This is a genomic window from Sedimentitalea sp. XS_ASV28 (assembly GCF_041224545.1).
Lineage (GTDB): Bacteria > Pseudomonadota > Alphaproteobacteria > Rhodobacterales > Rhodobacteraceae > Sedimentitalea.
Genome location: NZ_JBGFGP010000092.1, coordinates 25,757 through 46,119, shown reverse-complemented (window position 1 = coordinate 46,119; position 20,363 = coordinate 25,757). Strand labels below are relative to the sequence as shown.

Annotated in this window: 18 protein-coding genes and 1 pseudogene; 8 read left to right on the top strand and 11 right to left on the bottom strand. The window is 60.0% G+C overall.

Annotated elements, in window-relative coordinates; all coding sequences use genetic code 11:
* Positions 1 to 283 precede the first annotated feature (283 nt).
* Both AB9K34_RS05430 and AB9K34_RS05425 read left to right on the top strand, forming a co-directional pair.
* A complete protein-coding gene (locus AB9K34_RS05430; RefSeq protein WP_369953418.1) occupies positions 284 to 1,513 on the top strand; it encodes a putative DNA modification/repair radical SAM protein in 1,230 nt (409 codons plus the stop codon).
* A complete protein-coding gene (locus tag AB9K34_RS05425) occupies positions 1,513 to 2,973 on the top strand; it encodes a UdgX family uracil-DNA binding protein (protein WP_369953417.1) in 1,461 nt (486 codons plus the stop codon). Before AB9K34_RS05430 ends, AB9K34_RS05425 begins: the two co-directional genes overlap by 1 nt.
* A 137-nt stretch (positions 2,974 to 3,110) precedes the next feature.
* On the opposite strand, the pseudogene AB9K34_RS05420 reads toward AB9K34_RS05425, so the two are convergent.
* Positions 3,111 to 3,707 (bottom strand): annotated as a pseudogene (locus AB9K34_RS05420) (integrase core domain-containing protein).
* A 179-nt stretch (positions 3,708 to 3,886) separates the two neighbouring features.
* Between AB9K34_RS05420 and AB9K34_RS05415 the strand changes: the two are divergent.
* Positions 3,887 to 4,108 carry a M48 family metallopeptidase gene (locus tag AB9K34_RS05415; RefSeq protein ID WP_369953432.1) on the top strand — a complete coding sequence of 74 codons (222 nt, stop codon included), beginning with the start codon at positions 3,887 to 3,889 and terminating at the stop codon, positions 4,106 to 4,108.
* A 96-nt stretch (positions 4,109 to 4,204) separates the two neighbouring features.
* Here AB9K34_RS05415 and gyrB read toward each other — a convergent pair whose 3' ends face one another.
* From gyrB to mutM, 7 genes are all read right to left on the bottom strand, one after another.
* Positions 4,205 to 6,622, bottom strand: coding sequence for a DNA topoisomerase (ATP-hydrolyzing) subunit B (gyrB, locus tag AB9K34_RS05410; protein ID WP_369953416.1), 2,418 nt, complete (start codon positions 6,620 to 6,622; stop codon positions 4,205 to 4,207).
* 113 nt (positions 6,623 to 6,735) lie between these two features.
* Entirely contained in the window at positions 6,736 to 7,836 is a 1,101-nt protein-coding gene (gene recF / locus AB9K34_RS05405) for a DNA replication/repair protein RecF (RefSeq protein ID WP_369953415.1), read from the bottom strand.
* Positions 7,837 to 7,890: 54 nt separating this feature from the next.
* On the bottom strand, positions 7,891 to 9,009 hold the full coding sequence (gene dnaN, locus AB9K34_RS05400; protein ID WP_369953414.1) for a DNA polymerase III subunit beta: 1,119 nt from the start codon (positions 9,007 to 9,009) through the stop codon (positions 7,891 to 7,893).
* Between the two features lie 196 nt (positions 9,010 to 9,205).
* On the bottom strand, positions 9,206 to 10,576 hold the full coding sequence (gene dnaA, locus AB9K34_RS05395) for a chromosomal replication initiator protein DnaA (RefSeq protein ID WP_369953413.1): 1,371 nt from the start codon (positions 10,574 to 10,576) through the stop codon (positions 9,206 to 9,208).
* Between the two features lie 561 nt (positions 10,577 to 11,137).
* Complete coding sequence (gene rpsT, locus AB9K34_RS05390; protein WP_369953412.1) at positions 11,138 to 11,401, bottom strand: 30S ribosomal protein S20; 264 nt, start codon at positions 11,399 to 11,401, stop codon at positions 11,138 to 11,140.
* A gap of 181 nt (positions 11,402 to 11,582) precedes the next feature.
* On the bottom strand, positions 11,583 to 12,359 hold the full coding sequence (locus AB9K34_RS05385) for an enoyl-CoA hydratase (protein WP_369953411.1): 777 nt from the start codon (positions 12,357 to 12,359) through the stop codon (positions 11,583 to 11,585).
* Between the two features lie 64 nt (positions 12,360 to 12,423).
* A complete protein-coding gene (gene mutM, locus AB9K34_RS05380) occupies positions 12,424 to 13,275 on the bottom strand; it encodes a bifunctional DNA-formamidopyrimidine glycosylase/DNA-(apurinic or apyrimidinic site) lyase (protein ID WP_369953410.1) in 852 nt (283 codons plus the stop codon).
* A gap of 86 nt (positions 13,276 to 13,361) precedes the next feature.
* Here mutM and ubiE point away from each other — a divergent pair, with 86 nt between their 5' ends.
* The 5 genes from ubiE to AB9K34_RS05355 all read left to right on the top strand — a co-directional run bounded on the left by ubiE (position 13,362) and on the right by AB9K34_RS05355 (position 18,611).
* On the top strand, positions 13,362 to 14,114 hold the full coding sequence (gene ubiE / locus AB9K34_RS05375; RefSeq protein ID WP_369953409.1) for a bifunctional demethylmenaquinone methyltransferase/2-methoxy-6-polyprenyl-1,4-benzoquinol methylase UbiE: 753 nt from the start codon (positions 13,362 to 13,364) through the stop codon (positions 14,112 to 14,114).
* A 1-nt stretch (position 14,115) separates the two neighbouring features.
* Positions 14,116 to 15,648 (top strand): 2-polyprenylphenol 6-hydroxylase, encoded by a 1,533-nt coding sequence (gene ubiB / locus AB9K34_RS05370; protein ID WP_369953408.1) that lies wholly within the window; start codon positions 14,116 to 14,118, stop codon positions 15,646 to 15,648.
* Positions 15,649 to 15,916: 268 nt separating this feature from the next.
* Complete coding sequence (locus AB9K34_RS05365) at positions 15,917 to 17,107, top strand: low temperature requirement protein A (protein WP_369953407.1); 1,191 nt, start codon at positions 15,917 to 15,919, stop codon at positions 17,105 to 17,107.
* Positions 17,104 to 18,075 (top strand): ion transporter, encoded by a 972-nt coding sequence (locus AB9K34_RS05360; protein WP_369953406.1) that lies wholly within the window; start codon positions 17,104 to 17,106, stop codon positions 18,073 to 18,075. The genes AB9K34_RS05365 and AB9K34_RS05360 overlap by 4 nt, the downstream gene beginning before the upstream one ends.
* On the top strand, positions 18,072 to 18,611 hold the full coding sequence (locus AB9K34_RS05355) for an NADPH-dependent FMN reductase (RefSeq protein ID WP_369953405.1): 540 nt from the start codon (positions 18,072 to 18,074) through the stop codon (positions 18,609 to 18,611). The genes AB9K34_RS05360 and AB9K34_RS05355 overlap by 4 nt, the downstream gene beginning before the upstream one ends.
* On the opposite strand, the gene AB9K34_RS05350 is transcribed toward AB9K34_RS05355, so the two are convergent.
* From AB9K34_RS05350 to AB9K34_RS05340, 3 genes are all read right to left on the bottom strand, one after another.
* On the bottom strand, positions 18,606 to 18,890 hold the full coding sequence (locus tag AB9K34_RS05350; RefSeq protein WP_369953404.1) for a putative quinol monooxygenase: 285 nt from the start codon (positions 18,888 to 18,890) through the stop codon (positions 18,606 to 18,608). The two genes, AB9K34_RS05355 and AB9K34_RS05350, sit on opposite strands and share 6 nt — an antisense overlap.
* Positions 18,872 to 19,645, bottom strand: coding sequence for an SDR family oxidoreductase (locus AB9K34_RS05345; protein ID WP_369953403.1), 774 nt, complete (start codon positions 19,643 to 19,645; stop codon positions 18,872 to 18,874). The genes AB9K34_RS05350 and AB9K34_RS05345 overlap by 19 nt, the downstream gene beginning before the upstream one ends.
* Before the next feature lie 65 nt (positions 19,646 to 19,710).
* Positions 19,711 to 20,358, bottom strand: coding sequence for a hydrolase (locus AB9K34_RS05340; protein WP_369953402.1), 648 nt, complete (start codon positions 20,356 to 20,358; stop codon positions 19,711 to 19,713).
* Positions 20,359 to 20,363 lie beyond the last annotated feature (5 nt).

Genomic DNA, 20,363 nt, shown 5'->3' with positions numbered 1-20,363 from the left:
GGTCCACAAATGAGAGCGGTCATTTGGGAGATCATCACAGTCGGGCTCGATCTGGCGACGAATGTGTTTCCACCGTTTTCCTGAACATTGCGGTGGGCAACATCGGTGGGGAAGACCAGCGATCTGAATGGCACCAGTCGGGCCGTCAACTCAATAACATATGCTTTTCGAAGATCGGAAGCATCGGATCATGTGGGCGCCGGCGAGGATGGAGCCAGGTGGATTCAATTCACGCCGGTCATCACACACTTGCAGATCATGCGTTTTGTTCTATCTTTGTTCTATGCGAAGAACGCTCCAAGAAAAACTGGCCATTCTCGCCGATGCCGCGAAATATGATGCATCTTGCGCTTCGTCCGGCACGACGCGTCGCGACTCTCGCGACGGCGGGTTGGGAAGCGCCGGGGGCAGCGGGATCTGTCATGCCTATACGCCAGACGGGCGGTGTATCAGCCTGCTCAAGATCCTGATGACCAACTTCTGCATCTATGATTGCGCCTATTGCATCAACCGCGTGAGCAGCGGAGTTGAGCGCGCCCGCTTTTCACCCGAAGAGGTGGTGACGCTTACGCTTGAATTCTATCGGCGCAATTACATCGAGGGGCTGTTCCTGAGTTCGGGGATCATTCGCAGCCCGGACGACACGATGGAGGATATGGTCCGCATTGCGCGCACGCTTCGACGCGACCACGGGTTCAAAGGGTATATCCACCTCAAGGCCATCCCCGAAGCGAGCCAAGACATGATTGACGCGGCGGGCCTGTATGCCGACCGTCTTTCGGTCAACATCGAACTGCCGCGCGATTCCAGCACCCGCGCGCTTGCCCCCCAGAAAAAGCCCGAAACGATCCGCGCGGCGATGGCCGCTGTCCGCTTGAAACGTCAGGAAAGCCGAGAAAAAAGTCATACAGGCAAGCGCGCCGCGCGGTTCGCGCCCGCCGGGCAATCGACCCAGATGATTGTCGGTGCCGACTCCGCGAACGATCGGGATATTCTGACCACCGCAACCCGGCTCTATACCGGATACAAGCTGAAGCGTGTATATTATTCTGCTTTCTCACCCATCCCCGACGCTTCCGTCGCTCTTCCGCTCGTCAAACCGCCATTGATGCGGGAACACAGACTATATCAGGCGGACTGGCTTTTGCGCTTCTACGGTTTCGACGTGGAAGAGATCACGAGTACCGCGCCTTCGGGCGATCTCGATCTGGACGTTGACCCCAAGCTGGCATGGGCGATTGCGAACCGGGGCTTATTTCCGGTCGACATCAATCGCGCCGGCCGCAACACGCTGTTGCGGGTGCCGGGCTTTGGAACACGGACGGTGAGCCGTATTCTGACCGCCCGGCGGTCAGGTGCCCTGCGCTATGGCGATCTGATCCGCATCGGCGCACGGATGGGCGTCGCCAAATCTTTTGTGACGATGCCGGACTGGTCACCGGGGGCTCTGACCGACCGTGACGACCTGCGCGCGCGGTTCGCCACACCGCCAAAGCAACTGAGCCTGTTTTGATGTACCATGTGTCGCTGCCCCAGCGGGGGTTCTTTGACGTCTGGCGCGACAACGCCCGCCGCTTCCTCGTGAACCATGTGCCACCGGACAAAATCGTTTGGGACCGCAGTGGGGATGAAGGGCTTTTCACAGGCACTGCGGCTCCCGGCATGGACGGACCGACAGATGTGACAGTGACCAGGAGCTTCCTGAAAGCGGCAGCATCGGTGCTTTGCCACACGCAGGCGAACGCCCCTGCCCTGCTTTATGAGGCGCTTTATCGTCATCAGACCGACCGGCGCGCCCTGACGAACCCCGCTGATCCATTGTCACGCAAGCTGGCGCGTTTGCAGAAAGCGGTCGGACGTGATGTTCACAAGATGCATGCGTTTGTCCGATTTCGCGAATTGCCGTCCGACGGGCCCCGCCGTCGCTTTGGTGCATGGTTCGAACCGGATCACCTGATCCTCGAAATCGCAACGCCGTTCTTCGCCCGCCGGTTTGCCGATATGGACTGGGCAATCGCGACTCCAACTGGCGTGGCTCGCTTCGAGGAGGGTATTCTGAGCTTCCATCCGCCTGCGGAGCGGCCCGACCTGCCGGAAGATACGTCAGAGGCTCTCTGGGGCACTTATTTCAGCAATATTTTCAATCCGGCGCGCCTGCATCTTCAGGCCATGCGCTCGGAGATGCCGCTGAAGTACTGGAAAAACCTTCCTGAAACCAGGCTCATACCGGACATGCTGGCGGACGCCGAGAGCCGCGTCGCCGCGATGCACGCCGCCATGCCGACCCGGGCACCTGCACGCGCCGAGCGTATTCTGAACCGATTGTCTGTTCCCGAAATCTCCGCGCTGCCCCAGACGATGGACGACGCCCGGGATGCCGCATCCCGGTGCCGTCGCTGCGACCTTTGCGAAGCCGCGACGCAAACCGTCTGGGGTGAGGGCGATCCTTCCGCACCGCTGATGATCGTGGGCGAACAACCCGGCGACAACGAGGACATCGCAGGTCGCCCCTTCATCGGTCCGGCGGGACAATTGCTCACCCAGCTCATCAGGGATGCTGGCATTGGCCCGGTCTGGAAAACCAACGCGGTGAAACACTTCAAGTTCCGGCCGCGCGGCAAACGACGCATCCACCAGTCACCCGACCGCAATGAAATCGAACACTGTCGCTGGTGGCTCGATCTGGAACGGCGGCTGGTCAAGCCGAAACTGGCGTTGGCGCTTGGCGCAACTGCCGCTTATGCTTTGACCGGCACCGACTTGCCGCTGCGCGCCCGGCGTGGCGAAATAGAAACGGCACTTGACGGTGGCGCGGTCATGGTGAGTTGGCACCCGAGCCATATCCTGCGATTGAGTGGCAACGCAGCCTCGCGGGCCCGATCCGAGTTGCTGACCGATCTGCACGCGGCAGGCGCGATAGCGGGAAAGGCAGAGCCTTCGAGCGCGCTAACCCAACGCATAAACAGCGACTGAATATTTGAGAAACCCACTGTTACTATCGTACATGAGTGACCTGCCTCTGCCGGTCGCTTGTTCACAACAAAAGTCTGCAGGTTGGTGATGTGCTACCCGACGCGATCTCGGCCGTTGTCAGAGTTTACGCCCTCCAATCAGGTGCACTGGCTGGTGTCGTGTGGAGAGTTCATCAGGTCCGCCGGAACCTTGTGCCCGATTGCACTGTGCGACCGTTCTTCATTGTAGTCTCTAAATCAAGCCTCCAACTTTTCGGCCGCGTCTTCAAGGCTCATGAATCAGTGGCTGTTCAGGCATTCCGCCCGGAACCTGCCGTTGAAGGCATCGATGAAGACGTTGTCCATCGGTTTGCCCGGTCGCGAGAAGTCGAGCGTGACACTGCGTTGATAGGTCCATGTCGCGCGAGATGGCTCGCCGCCCTGGCCGACCCGGATCGTGACAGGATAGCCGATCCGCCGGCACAGCCGGTCGAGCGTCGCGACGACATCTTCACCTCGATAACCGAACCGCGCATCGGGCACTGGCACATAGCGAGAGAAGGTGTCCACCACCGTCAAAACCCTGATCTTTTGCCCCGTTGCCAGTTGACCGTGCGCGAAGTCCATGAACCGTCCTCCGCCTGCCTGATGATGAACGCCTTCTGCGCGTCCGTGAATTTCGGTACTTTCATGCGTTTCCGTTCCTCTCTCAGCCAGAGATTCGATGCGAAAAACTCTAACCAAAATCGGGGGCATTTCCGGAGATCACATCACAGCGCCAAGAAGGAACGAAAGCTCCGCCGTAGTTTGGAACCAGCCTTCGACGACATTGCGAAAAGGGAGCTGATCTTCAAGATCTTGAAAATCGTCTTCTTGATTGGGCACCTCCAGGGTTCGACACCTGGATTGCAGGTCTGGGACGTGCATCCGGATTGGTGGGGCAGCTACAATGTCGAAAAACGGATCATCTGGTAGAACTCTTCGCTCGTGAAAAGCCAGAGGCCATGATCGTCTATGTGATTTTGCACGAGCTAACCCACCTTATTTCACCTCGGCACGATCAGAGGTTCACTGCTGTTCTCGATCGGGAAGTGCCACGATGGCGCAATATGCGCAAATGGCTTAACACTCTCCCCTTGGAGGCATGGATCGACTGAAATGTGTGACGCTCCGCGCAGTCGCCGCGCAAACCTTTGGGCAAATCGCGCAAACTTATGGGGATCGCGCATGACTACACGCGATCTTACAACACATCAGAAATCGAGGTTCTCGACACTCAGCGCGTTTTTTTGGATGAACTCCCTTCGTGGTTCGACCACGTCGCCCATCAGTTTGGTAAAGAGATCATCGGCTTCGGCCATATCTTCTATCTTGACCTGCAGTAATGTCCGGGCGTCGGGGTCGAGCGTCGTTTCCCAGAGCTGATCCGGATTCATTTCGCCAAGGCCCTTGTAGCGTTGCAGCGTCAGTCCTTTTGCGCCCTCATCGAGGATCGCATCCAAGAGGCCGATCGGACCATAGATGGTTTGCGTCCGGTCGCGCCGTACAAGCGTGATGGGCGTCGCATAGATCTCTTGCAGGCTTTGCGTGAAACTGCCGGTCTTGCGCGCTTCTCCGGAGCGCAGCATCGGTCCATCGAGAGTGCGGACTTCTTCGACTCCGCGCAGGATTCGCGCGAGCCGAATGCCGTGATCCTGCGTGATGCGGCCTTGCCAGCCGCGTTCGTATTCCAGTGCGATCAGGTCGAGCCGGGTTGCCACCTTGTCGGCGACGCCCTGCAGGTCGGCATCCACAGCGCCCGGGACAAACGCGCCTGCGACGGCGGCCTGTTCCAGAATGTGGCGCGGATAATGCGTTGGGAAAGCATCAAGCACACGGCGCAGTTGCCGCGCTTCGTCGACAACCCTCGCGAGATCCTGACCCAAGAGTTCTTCGCCGGAGGCCAGGCGCAGGATCGCGCCATCGACACCCTGCTGGATCAGGTATTCGTCAAAGGCGGCCTGGTCCTTGAGGTAAACCTCGGACTTGCCGCGTGAAACCTTGTAGAGCGGCGGCTGAGCGATATAGAGATAACCGCCCTCGATCAGCTCGGGCATCTGTCGATAGAAGAACGTCAACAGCAGCGTGCGGATATGCGCGCCGTCGACGTCGGCGTCGGTCATGATGACGATCTTGTGGTAACGCAGTTTGTCGATGTTGAATTCGTCCCGGCCGATCCCGGTGCCGAGCGCCATGACAAGATTGCCGATCTCCTGGCTCGACAGCATCCGGTCGAACCGTGCGCGTTCCACATTGAGGATCTTGCCGCGCAGAGGCAGCACCGCCTGCGTTCGCCGGTCACGCCCGGTCTGCGCCGAGCCGCCGGCACTGTCGCCCTCGACGAGGAAAAGCTCGGTCTTGGCGGGGTCTTTTTCCGAACAGTCCTTGAGCTTGCCGGCAAGGAAGTTCACGTCCATCGCGGTCTTGCGCCGTGTCAGTTCGCGGGCCTTGCGCGCCGCCTCCCGCGCCAGCGCCGCCTCGATGATCTTGCCCACGATCGTCTTGGCCTGGGTCGGGTTTTCCTCGAACCACTCGGCGAGCTTTTCATTCACGAGCCCTTCGACCGCCGGCCGCACCTCGGAACTGACCAGCTTGTCCTTGGTCTGGGACGAAAACTTGGGATCGGGCACCTTGACCGAAAGCACACAGGTCAGTCCCTCGCGCGCATCGTCACCGGTAAAGTTTACCTTTTCCTTTTTGGCGATGCCGCTGGACTGGGCATAGTTGTTGATCGTCCGGGTCAGCGCGCCGCGGAAGCCGGCCAAATGTGTACCGCCATCCCGCTGCGGAATATTGTTGGTAAAGGGCAACACCGTCTCATGGTAGCTGTCATTCCACCACATGGCCACTTCGACACCGATATCGTCGCGATCGCCGGTGATGAAGATCGGCTCGTCCATCACCGAGGTCTTGTGCCGGTCGAGATATTTGACGAATTCCTTGACCCCGCCCTCGTAATACAACTCGCTGCGCAGGGGTTCGGCGGGGCGCTCGTCAATCAGGATGATACGCACGCCGGAATTGAGAAAGGCCAGTTCGCGCAAGCGCCGTTCGAGCACCTCAAAGGAATAATCCAGGTTGGAAAAGGTCTCGGTCGAGGCGAGGAAGCGCACCTCGGTGCCGCTTTTGCCGGCCGCGTCGCCCACCACCCGCAGATGTTCGGTGGTCTCGCCGTGCTCAAAACGCGCGTAATGTTCCTTGCCGTCGCGCCAGATGCGCAGTTCCAGCCAGACCGACAGCGCATTGACGACGGAAACCCCCACGCCGTGCAGGCCGCCGGAGACCTTGTACGAATTGCTGTCGAATTTGCCGCCGGCATGCAACTGGGTCATGATGACCTCGGCGGCAGACACGCCTTCCTCCTCGTGAATACCCACGGGAATGCCGCGGCCATTGTCACTGACCGAAACGCTGCTGTCGGCGTGGATCTTGACGGTTACCGCATCCGCATGGCCGGCCAGCGCTTCGTCGATACCGTTATCGACGACCTCGTAAACCATGTGATGCAGACCGGATCCATCATCGGTATCGCCGATATACATGCCAGGGCGTTTTCTGACGGCCTCCAAGCCCTTGAGAACCTTGATGGAATCTGCGCCATACTCTTCCGGCAGCTTCGCGTTTTCGGACATCCGAAATATCCCTTTTCTTTTTTGCATCTTATACGAATTATGGGGGGGATTGTCACGCGGTTGCGCTATATTTTGTGGTGCGATGACGTGCAGGCCGATCCGCGCGAGCGCGGTCAGGGCGTGGCGATCCGCGAGATGCCGTCTGCCTCGGTGACTTCCAGCTTTTGTGCACGTTCGCCAAGCTCTTCGAACAATTCAGGGCCGGTGCCCGTCATCCATGCCTGCGCGCCCAACGCGCAGATCTCGTCATATAGTGCGGCGCGCCGGTCGGCATCCAGATGGGCCGAAACCTCATCCAGCAGCAGCAATGGCGGTGTGCCGATCTGCTCGGCCAGCGCCCGGGCATTGGCGAGGATCAGCGACACCAGCAAGGCCTTTTGCTCGCCCGTCGAGCAATCGCGAGCCGGCACCGATTTGGCGGCATATACCCCCAGGAGATCGGCCCGGTGCGGCCCGACCAGCGTGCGGCCTGCCGCCAGATCGCGAAAGCGGCTTTCTGCCAGAGCTTCGCGCAGATCGGCCTCGTCATCGGGCATCACGCCCTCTGTCTGAACCAGGTCGAGGTCGGCGACCGGAAACGCGGTCTCGGATCGTTGTTGCGCGGCGGACAGCAATGCCAGCGCGCGCAGGCGATTCTGATGGATGCGATGACCGGCCTCGGCCAATTGCGCCTCGAGCGCAGCATACCAATGGGCGTCGCGCACCTGATCCTTGAGCAACCGATTGCGTTCGCGCATCGCCTTTTCGTAGGTCAGCGACAGTTCTGCGTGTTCGGGCATGAAACTGAGCGTCATCCGGTCCAGAAACCGCCGGCGGCCATCTGCACCCTCGATCCAGAGCCTGTCCATGCTGGGAATGAGCCAGAGGACGCGCGCAATTCGTCCAAGCGCAATCTGGCTTGTCGGTTTCCCATCGATCCGCACCTGTCGGGCGGCGCCGTTCTCGGACCAGGTCTCGATTTCATGTAGCGTGTCTTGCGCGCGCAATACCGCGGTCAGTTTCCAGCCAAGCGCTTCTGGACGGCGGGTCATCTCTTCGGCGCTGGAGCGGCGCAATCCGCGACCCGGTGACAACAGCGATACGGCTTCGAGGATGTTGGTCTTACCTGCGCCATTGGGGCCGTAAACCGCAACCGGGCGCGCATCAAGCGCGATCCGCCCGAGTTTATGCGAGCGGAAATGCGACAGGGTGAGTTCGGTCAGGGACAGGGACATGCCTGTCACGCCGGTGCCCGGTGCAGCGATGCGCGACGTTCAGGCCGGCGCGGATCAGACACGCATCGGCATGACCACGTAAACCGCACTCTGGTCATTGCCTTCCCGCATCAATGTGGGATCACCGGCGGAATTGAACATGAACACCGCATTTTCGCGATCGACCTGGCTGGCGATTTCCAGCAGATACTTGGCGTTGAACCCGATTTCGAGCCGTTCGTCCCCATACGCCACCGCGAGCTCCTCTTCAGCCGCACCGCTATCGGGCGCATTCACCGATAGGACCAACCGGTCTTCTTCCAGCTGCAACTTTACCGCTCGCGACCGCTCGGACGACACCGTGGCCACCCGATCGACCGCTTGCGCAAACTCGGCAGCGTCGACCTCGAGACGGCGCGAGTTGCCCTGCGGGATAACGCGCGAATAATCCGGGAAGGTGCCGTCGATCACCTTGGAAGTCAGCGTGATATCGGGCGTGGCAAAACGGATCTTGGTTTCGCTGACCGAGACCGCAATCGCCATTTCGTCATCGTCCAGAAGCTTGCGCAATTCGCCAACCGTCTTGCGTGGGACGATCACGCCGGGCATGTCTCCTGCGCCTTCGGGCAGATCCGCATCGATCCGGGCGAGCCGGTGGCCATCGGTGGCCACGCAACGCAGCACCTTGCCACCATCGGCATCGGCGACATGCATGAACACACCATTGAGATAATAGCGGGTCTCTTCGGTCGAGATCGCAAATTTCGACTTGTCGAACAAGCGCCGCAATACCCCGGCAGGCGCGGAAAAGTTGGTGTCGTAATCCGAACTCGCCATCACCGGGAAATCTTCGCGCGGCAGGGTGGCAAGTGAAAAGTTCGATCGTCCGGCTTCGACCGTCAACCGGCCCGCGGCGGCATCTGCGGTCAGCGTCACCAACGCCCCATCGGGAAGTTTTCGCACGATTTCATGAAGCGTCGTCGCCGCGACCGTCGTCGCACCTGCGCGTTCAACCTGTGCCGGAGCCTTGTCGACAACCTCGATATCGAGATCGGTGGCGCGGAACATAACCTGATCGCCTTCCGCTTCAATCAGGACGTTGGCAAGGATCGGGATCGTATTGCGGCGTTCGACAACCGACTGCGCCTGAGACACGGCCTTGAGCAGCGTGCCGCGTTCGATGCTGATTTTCATGTCCTTCGATCCTCTGCATGGGCCGGGATGGGCAACCTAGCGGTTTACCCGGCCAGCACAAGTTTTTTGTGAATTTGTCCGCTGGAATGATTCATGCGTCAAGAGGCGACAGGCAGGCAGATCGCTTGTATTGCATCCGGGCAATGGTGTGACACGGGGTACAGCGGCACCCCATGTCGCTTTGCGGTTATATCGGTCAGGCTTCGAGCGCGCGGCGCAGGATTTCCACATCTTCCGCGATCTGCCCGTCGATCACCTTGAGTTCCTCGATGCGCTTGACACCGTGCATCACGGTCGTGTGGTCGCGTCCGCCAAACCGGCGGCCGATCTCGGGCAGGCTGCGGCTCGTCAGTTGCTTGGCAAGATACATCGCGACCTGACGGGGCCGGGCATAAGACCGCAGCCGCTTTGGGCCGATGATATCGCTCAGCCGGATATTGTAGTAATCCGAGACCTTGCGTTGAATCTCCTCGACGGTGATCTTGCGTTCGGACGCGCGCAACACATCGGCGAGACAATCCTGCGTCAGTTCCATGTCGATCTCGCGCCCGACCAGCGACGCAAAGGCAAAGAGACGGGTCAGCGCCCCTTCGAGAACGCGCACATTGGTCGAGATGCGCTGTGCCAGAAATTCCAGCACGCCATTGGCGATTTCCAGGCCGGGATATGTGTCGCGATGCTGTTGTACCTTGGCTTGCAGAATACCAAGCCGCAACTCGTAGTCGGTGGGATGCAGATCAACCACCAGACCACATTGCAGACGGGATTTGACGCGCTCCTCCAGATCCTTGATTTCGCCCGGCGCGCGGTCGGCGGAAATGATGATCTGCTTGTTCTGGTCAACCAGCGCGTTGAAGGTGTGAAAGAATTCTTCCTGCGTACTGTCCTTGCCGGCGATGAACTGAACGTCGTCGACCATCAGAACATCGACCGAACGGAACAGAACCTTGAAATCCATCATCTTGCGTTCGCGCAGCGCCTGCACAAAGCGGTACATGAACTGTTCCGCCGACAGGTACAGCACGTTGAGTTCGGGCTGGCGCTTGCGCAACTCCCACGCGATCGCGTGCATGAGGTGGGTCTTGCCAAGCCCGACGCCGCCATAGAGCACAAGCGGATTGAACGTGACGGGCCCGCCTTCGCTGACGCGGCGCGCCGCGGCATGGGCAAGCTCATTCGGCTTGCCGACGACAAAGGTGTCAAAGGTGAAACGCGTGTCCAGCGGCGCAGCGGGAAGCTCTTCGCCCGTTGAAACGGTGGATTCGACACTTGCGACGGCCTTTGGCGCTTCGGATACCAGCCGAGGCGACGGTTTCGCCGTGCTGTTCGCCGACACGCGAAATGTGACTCTCTGAACCTTCTCGCCTGCGGTGTTCAGTTCGTAGAGTATGACATCGGCAAAGTTCTGGCTGACATAATTTCCCATGAAATTGGTGGGCACATTGAACACGGCGACGCCGTCCTGCAACTGCTCGAATTCCAGCGGTTCAATCCAGGTCGTATAGTTGCTCTGTCCGACCGTCTTGAGCAGCCCAAGTTTCAGTTGACCCCATTTTTCTTGTGTCATGCAGCGCCTCACGCATCCCGTGCTTATCGGCCTTTTGGCCTTTTCCATTGTTTGACCGGGGCAGAACCCGGTTTGGATTCACGCCGCACGAGGCCATGCACCGGCCGCAGGACCGATGCTGCGCGCGCCGGTTCCATCGGCGCTGCAGTCAAGGTAACAGGGTCAAAGTTCGCTATTCGTATCGAATACGCAGGCTGACAAGGCACTGTTACACAGACATGTTATGACAGGGCTGCGAAAACCGGTGTGGAACCGGAATTTCGTTGCAAGCAAAAGTGGTCGGTATGGCAGCCGTACCACCCAGCATGGAACCCGTTTCATGGCTGATGCAGTTCAGTCATGCAACGTGCACCGCCTGTCCCCCCAAGCAAGTGAATCGCTGGAACAGTGGTAGCAATTTCGGGTGCGGAGCGGCAATGAAACTCTGTTGTTGACTCACGATTCCAGCGCAAAGAATCTCTGGTTTGCGCGGCAGGTGTTGCACGGATGCATGCAACAAAAAAAGGCGCTGCACTGCAACGCCTTTGTATTACTTAACTTTTGTCCTATCCGGACCGGAGGTCAGCCCAGAGCTTTGACGCGGGCAGAAAGACGCGACATCTTGCGGGATGCGGTGTTCTTATGGAAGACGCCCTTGGAGACCCCGCGCATCAGCTCCGGCTGAGCGGCGCGCAAGGCTGCGGTCGCGGCTTCCTTGTCACCAGATGCGATGGCTTCTTCGACAGAGCGCAGGAATGTGCGGATCCGCGAACGGCGGGCTTTGTTGACGGCAAAACGTGCCTGGTTCTGGCGGGCGCGTTTCTTGGATTGCGGCGAATTTGCCATGGTGTTCAGACCTTTGTTCGGTTTCGGTTCATTTCAATTGCGCAACGCAAACCCAAACCGGTTCCTGATCCACCAGTGTGATTCTAGCCTGAGCGGGCCGCACGCGCATGTATGGCAGCGGTCATTATCCAGTTTCGGCGCATTTGCCAACCCGCAATTTGTGCAGTTGCCGCTGGCGGCCCTACCTGTCGCGGAATTGCGGTTGCCGCTTTTCCAGGAAGGCGGCCATGCCTTCTTTCTGATCTTCGGTCGCGAACATCGAATGGAACACGCGGCGCTCGAACAACAGCCCTTCCGAGAGCGTCGTCTCATAACTGCGATTTACCGCTTCCTTGGCCGCAAGAATGGTCATCATCGACTTTTCAGCGATCTTCTGAGCAGCATTCGTGGCCTCTTCGATCAGCTTTTTCGCCGGGACCACACGGCTGACCAGACCGGCGCGCTCGGCTTCTTCCGCCGGCATGAAACGTCCGCTCAGGTTCATGTCCATCGCTTTGGATTTGCCGACAAAACGGGTCAGTCGCTGCGTACCACCCAGCCCCGCGATGACACCGAGGTTGATTTCCGGCTGACCGAACTTGGCAGTGTCCGCGGCAATGATGAAATCGCAGGCCATCGCCAGTTCGCACCCGCCACCCAGGGCATAGCCCGCGACTGCGGCGATGATCGGCTTGCGGATCCGCCCGATCCGGTCCGTGGCGTCGGCAAACAGGTTGATGTTGAACACATCGCCAAAACCCAGTTCGGACATTTCCTTGATGTCCGCACCGGCGGCAAACGCCTTTTCCGACCCGGTCAGAACGATACACCGCACCTTTTCGTTGGCATCCGCCTCTTCCAGCGCCTGGCACAATTCCTGCAACAACTGCGTGTTCAACGCATTCAGCGCATCCGGCCGGTTCAACCGGATCAGTGCAACGTGATCATCGACATCAACATTGATTGTCTCATAGGCCATGGATTTCGCTTTCGGTTGTTCCGATCAGACTCGAAGCCTTACCACGCAGATTTCGCGTTTCAAGCTATCTTTGGCATTGCGCGCAATAGAAGGATGACCGGCCGGATTGCGTGATTCGCCTGATCCGCGCGGTACAACCCGGCGTGCGGCACGGTTGCCCCTCGCGGCCGTAGACGTCGAAATTGTGCTGAAAATATCCCAACTCTCCATCCGCTTGCCGGAAATCCCTCAGCGACGATCCGCCCGCGTCGATCGCCTCTGACAACACCTGCCGGATGATCGGAACCAGCATCGCAACGCGGGCGGCGGCGATGTTGCCCGCCTTGCGCCGCGGCGACAAGGAGGCACGGAACAACGCTTCGCAAACATAGATGTTGCCCAGACCCGCAACCACTTTCTGATCGAGCAGAACGGATTTGACCGGGCTCTGCCGCCCGCGAAACGCGTCGATCAGCCGGGTTTCGTTGAAGTCGTTGCCAAGCGGTTCGGGGCCAAGCCCTGCAAGCAATTTGTGTTGCTCGGCGGTCTGCGTGTCCAGCAGGTCCATCGCGCCAAAGCGGCGCGGATCATTGAAGGTGATACGCGCACCGTTGCCCATATGCAGTACAACGTGATCGTGTTTCTGCGCCGCCGGGTGGTTCCTTACAAACTGGCCCAGCGGATCCCCGGACACGGTCATCCGCCCCGACATGCCGAGATGAATCAACAGGCTCTCGTCGCTATCAAGGTCGGCGAGGATGTATTTGGAGCGGCGGCGCAACCGCAGGACACGACGCCCCGTCAGACGATCCGCCATCCGCTCGGGAAATGGCCAGCGCAGATCCGGCCGGTTCACGTCGGCACGGGTGATGATCTGGCCATCCATGGCCGGCGACAAACCGCGACGCACTGTCTCGACCTCTGGCAATTCGGGCATTTGACGTCTTTCTGTTCAAGGGGCCGCATTGTGCCTGCCCCACAGCGCCCTATAACAAGGGCGAAACGGCGAGGCGGCAAGACCCGATGACAGAGAACAACGACAAAACCACCCATTTCGGTCGCGAGACCATTCCCGAGAACGAAAAGGCCGGCCGGGTGCAGGGCGTTTTCAACTCGGTCGCATCGAAATACGACATCATGAACGATGTGATGAGCGTTGGCATCCACCGGCTGTGGAAAGATGCGATGATGGACTGGCTCGCGCCGCGCCCGGGCCAGCGCCTGCTTGACGTGGCCGGTGGCACCGGTGACATTTCGTTCCGCTTTCTGGACCGCGCGGGCCACGGTCACGCAACCGTTCTTGATCTGACCGAACCGATGCTGATCGAGGGCCGCAAACGCGCCGAAGCCGCCAATCTGGCCGACAGCCTGAACTGGGTCGTGGGGGATGCCATGGCGCTGCCGTTCCCCGACAACAGTTTTGATGTCTATACCATCAGCTTTGGCATACGTAACGTGACCCGCCCGCAACAGGCGCTGACCGAGGCCTATCGCGTGCTGCGCCCCGGCGGTCGGCTGATGGTCCTCGAATTCAGCCAGCTGCCCAACGAAGGGCTGCAAAAACTGTATGATCTTTACAGCTTCAACATCATCCCCCGCATGGGCCAGATGATTGCCGGTGACCGAGACAGTTACCAGTATCTCGTCGAATCGATCCGCAACTTCCCCGATCAGGACAGCTTTCTCGCGATGGTGCGTCAGGCCGGTTTCGAAAATGCCAAGTACCGCAACCTGAGCATGGGCATCGCCGCGCTGCATTCGGGATGGAAAATCTGACATGCGTGGCCCTCACAATATCGTCCGGTTGATCCGCACCGGCGCAACGCTCGAACGGACCGGGGCGATGAACGTGGTTCTGGACGCGTTCGAGGCTCCGCGCGCCCTGCGCTTTTTGGCGCATGCGCTTGGCAAACCCTTCATGTGGCTGGGCTACAAGGGCGATCCCGAAATGCCCCCGGCCACCCGCGCCTTGACGGCGCTCGGCCCCGCCTACATCAAGTTCGGACAGGTCCTGTCGACACGGCCCGATGTGGTCGGCGATGAACTCGCCGCACAACTGCGCGTTCTTCAGGACAAGCTGCCGCCGTTCTCCATCGACACCGCCAGGGCCGCGGTCGAGCGAGAACTCGGCCGGCCGGTCTCCGAACTCTTTTCGGAATTCAGCGAACCCATCGCGGCTGCGTCGATTGCGCAGGTTCACAAGGCACGGCTGATCGACACGAACGAGTATGTCGCGGTCAAGGTGCTGCGCCCGGGCATCGAACGCGCCTTTCGCAAGGATATCGACGCCTTCTATTTCGCCGCGCGCATCGTCGATCTGTTCGCGCCAGGTGCCCGCCGACTCCGCCCGATGGAGGTGATCGAGCATTTCGACGGGGTGGTTCGGGGAGAGCTCGACCTGCGACTGGAAAGCGCCGCCGCCTCGGAATTCGAAGCCAATACCCGGAACGACGAGGGCTTCTGCCTCCCTCCCATCATCTGGTCGCTGTCGGCGCGGCGGGTGATGACGCTGGGATGGGCCGACGGGGTTTCGCTGGGCGACAACCCCGCGCTGGACGCTGCCGGACATAACCGCACGGACTTGTCAGAGCGCGTCCTGCGGCTGTTTCTGCTGCACGCCCTGCGCGACGGCTATTTTCACGCCGACATGCACCAGGGCAACCTCAAGGTCGCATCGAACGGCGACATCATCGCCTATGATTTCGGCATCATGGGCCATATCGACGAATACACCCGACGCGTCTATGCAGAGATCTTGTTCGGGTTCATCCGCCGCGACTACAAGCGTGTCGCAGAAGTACATTTCGAAGCAGGATATGTGCCCGCCGACAAGGATGTCGACGAATTCGCCCGCGCCCTGCGCGCGGTGGGCGAGCCGATCTTCGGCATGGACGCAACCCAGATTTCGATGGGCCGTCTGCTCAGTTATCTGTTCGAGGTGACCGAACGTTTCGGGATGGAAACCCGAACCGAACTGATCCTGCTGCAACGCACGATGGTCGTGGTCGAAGGCGTTGCCCGGTCACTGAACCCGCACACCAATATCTGGGAAGTCGCGCGACCGGTGGTCGAGGATTACATCAAGCAATCAATAGGTCCCACCGCACTGCTCTCCGATCTGGGCAAGACCGCACGTGTCCTCGCCCGCTTTGGACCGCGCCTGCCCGGACTGGTCGAAGCCGCGCTGATACGTCAGGCTTCTGACAGCGAACCCGCCCGCAAATCGACATGGCGTCCCCGTCTCGTTGCCGGTCTCATCGGTCTTGTCTCCGGCGCCGGCATCGTCCTGTTTCTCGAAGCCCTCTCCTGATCGCGGGTCAGGAACCGGGCGAGTTCTCGACAGGCACAGTGGTTCTGGCAGGGCCGCCGGGACCTTCTTGGATTCCATACGTGCAGAATTGATCCGACACGCGCCGTGAAGTCGCATCGACCGTCTTCTAACGCGTAATCGGTGTCAGACATCCGCGCCGAAGACGCCCGGCACGGGCTGCAAAAGCCCCTTGGCCTTCGAAGCTCAGACTGCATAAATGTGAACTTGGAGCGGAACAAAATGCGACAGTTTCAATAGAGGTGTAGCGATGAAAGAGTTTCCAATCTGGCGAAAGCCGCAGCATCATATGGATGTTGAGAACGCGTCTGACCACGTGCACTGGGTCGAGCTGTTCTTCGATCTTGTCCATGTGGTCACGATATTCCTGTTGGGAAATTATCTCTCGCACCATCTCGACTGGTCGGGTTTCCTGGTTTTCACCGGGCTTTTCATCGCGTTCTTTTTCGCCTGGGCTGACAGTTCGGTTTACAATTCGCTCTATATCTCGACCGACATTCCGCACCGCTTCATCATGTCCGCGCAAATCGTGACGGTGATGTTCTTTGCCGCGTCGCTCAACAGCGTGACAGGCCAGGGGTGGGTCTTTTTCGCGCTGGCTTTTGCGGCCAACAGGGCGCTGACGGGATTGCTATACTGGCGCGCACGTCGAAATGAGCAAGCGCGCTGCGGTCTGGCCTATGAGCAGGGCCGGAACTTCTTTATTCTCGCCATCCTGTTCGCGGTCACCGCGTTCCTGCCGCGCCCGCTGGCCTATTGGGTTTTTGGTGCGGGGATCGTCGCGATCCAGTTGCAGTACATGGCGCCCAAGATTGGCACGCTGCGCTTGGAGCGTTTCGTGCCCCGGCTTGGCCATATTGCCGAACGCTTCGGGCTGATCATGCTGATCCTTTTGGGGGAAGGGTTCTTCAAACTGGTGGTCACCCTGTCGGAAAAGGGCATTTACAAGCCCGGTGCCGGGGCGTTGATCAACATGGCCATCGGAGGTTTTTCGCTGTTCGCGATGGCCTGGGTCTATTTCGACAGCGTCGGCAATGCGAAACCGAAGTCGCGCGACGTCGGAACGCTGCTTGGCTATTGGTTCGGCCATATCGTTCTCATGTGGTCCACCGTCATGATCGGCGTGGCGCTCGCAGGCGAGATCTATGTCGGCTTCCTTGCGCCCTATCCCTATGATTACGGAATCATCGGCACGGCGGGGCTGGGCATTTTTCTGGCCTCCATCTGGGTATTGCAGCATCTTGTCGAAGGGCGCGACATCACCCGGCGCCACGTACATGGCGGCGTTCGTCTCTTTGGCATCGCGGTGACACTCGTTTTGCTGCTGGTGCTGCCCTATGTGCCAGCCATCATCGGAAACCTATTGTGGGTGACCGCCCTCTATTCTCAGATTCTATGGCCACTCAAAACCGCTCTGCGTGAACTGCGGACAGAGGGATGAGCGCCACGGCCCATCCAGTGAGAAGGCGGGTCTATCAGGTACTCGAACATCCCAGCAGCGCGGACAGGGTGTCGCGCGTCGTAGAGGCTGCGCTTATTGCCCTGATCCTGCTGAGCGTCGCGGCGGTCGCTTTGGAGACCGTTCCGGCGCTTTTCCTGCGATATCGCGCCGAATTCCGCAGTTTCGACCTTTTCGTCACCCTGATCTTCACGCTCGAATATGTCGCGCGTGTCTGGGTGGCGGCCGAAGATCGACCGCATCTGCCAGCCTGGCAGGCGCGGCTGCGCTATATGTGTTCACCTATGGCGATTATCGACCTGATCGCGATCCTGCCCTTCTATCTCACGCTTTTGATGCCGCTGGATTTCCAGCTTCTGCGGGTGCTGAGATTGCTGCGCATTTACAAGCTGACACGTTATTCGCCGGCATTGTCTGTCCTGATGGCGGTGATCAAGGAGGAAGCGGCCACCCTGTTCGCTGCCTTTTCCATCCTGACGATCCTTCTCATCTTCGCCGCCGCCGGGGCCTATCTCGTCGAACACGAGGCGCAACCCGAGGCTTTCGGCTCTGTTCCCGCCGCGATGTGGTGGTCGATGGTGACGCTAACGACCGTGGGGTATGGCGATGTCACGCCGATCACGCCGCTGGGGCGTGTGTTTGGCGGCGCGATCACCATCCTCGGTGTCGGCATGGCCGCGCTGCCCGCCGGGATCATCGCCAGCGGCCTGGCCGATCATTTGCATCGCCGCCGGGATCTGCTACGCGAGGAATTCCGCTGTGCGCTGGAAGACGGGCAAATCGATCTCGGAGAAGGGCGCAAGATCGAAAAGTTGCGACGCGAACTCGGCATCAGTCGCCAGATCGCCCGCAGCATCCACCAAGACGTGCGGCGCAAGCAGTTTCAACGGGCACAATGCACCTGCCCACGATGTGGCTATGAATTTCAACAGACGGAAGATGACGAATGAAAACGATACTCGGACTTTCAGGCAGCCTGCGCAAGGCGTCGTTCAACACGGGCCTGTTGCGTGCCGCGTCAGAACTGGCGCCGGATGACACGACCATTCAGATCGGATCGATTGTCGACGTGCCGCTTTACAACGCCGATCTCGAATCGTCCGAAGGGCTGCCGCCGGCAGTGCAGGCGTTGCAGACGCAACTTGGATCGGCGGACGGTCTGCTGCTGGTCACGCCGGAGTACAACAACGGGATCCCCGGTGTTTTCAAGAACGTGATCGACTGGATGTCGCGTGGAGACGGGTTGAAGATGTTTGAAGGCAAGCCGGTGGCCGTGATCGGCGCCTCGCCCGGCGGATTCGGCACGATCATGGCGCAGAACCACTGGCTGCCGGTCTTGCGAACCCTGAAATGCGATCTCTGGACAGAGGGCCGCCTGATGGTGTCGCGCGCCGGTGATGTTTATGACAAAACGGGCAATCTGACCGACGACAAGACGCGCGCGATGCTGGGCGATTTTGTCCGGGATTTTTCAGACCGGCTATAGCCGTTGCCAGCGGGTCACGGCAGGAGAGCCGTCGATCAGCGGCAGGATCGCCTTCAGGCTGTCCCTGAGGAAGGCCGTGTCATTATGCGTGGCCTCCGCTTTGGCGTCGGACCAATGCTCGATCGAGGTGAATTCGTCCCCGCTGCGGTAATAGTCATAGGCGAGGCATCCCGGCTCTGACCGGCTGTGATCGGCCAGAGCCTGCAACAGCGGGACCAGGGCATCGGCATCGCGGGCGCGAAAGCGGGCCGTGACGGTGATCACAGCTTCCTTTCCCATTCCTCGGCCTGTTCCCTGCGCGCCATATCCTCCGCAGCTTTCGGCAGCACGGTACGATACCGGGGATTTTCCTGAGTAATGACCCGTATCATGGCCTCGACCATCTCGGCCGGGTCCGCCTGTTTTGTCAGTTCGCGAACCGGCCAGTGGTCCATGACCCTTTCGCCCTGGCCCCACCACTGGTCCTGCGCCTCCATCCCGGTGTCGTTGAATCCGGTGCGGAAGGCACCGGGATTGACCGTGCAGACCTCGACGCCGTAGGGGGCCAGTTCCTCTCGCATCGCGAGGCAAAAGCCTTCGACCGCGAATTTGCTGGCGGAATAGGCCCCGTCCCACGGCACCTTGACCAGTCCGGCCACCGAAGATGTCCAGACGATCCGCCCCGCGCCCCTTGCGATGAACCTGCGCGCGGCCCCCTGCGCCAGTTCCAGTGCGGCAAAGACGTTGGTGTCAAAGATGCGCCGGACGATTTCCGGCGGAAGTTCGGCGACGGGGCCGGATTCCATGATGCCCGCATTGTTGAACAGCACATCGAAATCGAAGGCCAGCGCATGGTTGCGGTCGATCTCCGACAGCACGTCCAGCTTGATCACCTTCATGTCAAGGCCGAGGCGCGCCGCCTCGGCCCTAAGATCGCTGACCTGCGGCCATATCTGGCAGGAGGCGATGACCTTGTGACCCAGCCGGGCCAGTCCAAGGGCAACGTCGCGGCCAAACCCGGACCCGGCCCCGGTGATGAGTACGGATTTTGTCATGCAACCCCCATGATCGCGCCTCTGCGCTGTTGTGACGGATCAGAGTATGCACTCTGAACCGGACGTCAACCGATCTTGCCGTCTTTCATCAGGCCGAAGCGTTTCGGAAAGTACCATTGCAGCACCTTGCGGAACTTGTCCGAACTCTCGCGCGCCCAGTTGCGCATCAACTCCGAGCCAAACTGGATCGCGGTGATCGGTGTGGCACCCGCCTGCCGCATCCGGTCCAGTGCCTGGTCGTGGGCAACCGGGGATACCCCACCCACGGCATCGGCGACCGGATAGACATGATAGCCTTCGGCCTGCATGTCCAGCGTCGGGAAGGTCAGGCAGACCTCTGTCCACAACCCCGCCATGACGATATTCTTGCGACCCGTCGCTTCGATCGCCTTGCGGAACTCTTCGTCCTCCCAGGCATTGACGCCAGTCCGGTCGATCTCTGAAACCCCGGGCAGTTCTGCCAGAATCTCCTCGGCGGTGCCGGTGTTCACGCCCATGTCGACGCCGACGGTCGAGACGATCACCGGCACGTCATAGGCCAGCGCGAGCTTGCACAGGGCAATCACGTTCAGGTCGATTTCCTCGCGGGTCGATGAGGTGATGGTGCGATATTGCTCGGGCTGATAATCGATCAGCACCAACGCGCAGTTCTCCGGCGTCAGCAGGTGGTCCGTCTTCGGGTCGCGAATGGGTTCTGGTTGTGTCTTGGCCATGCAAG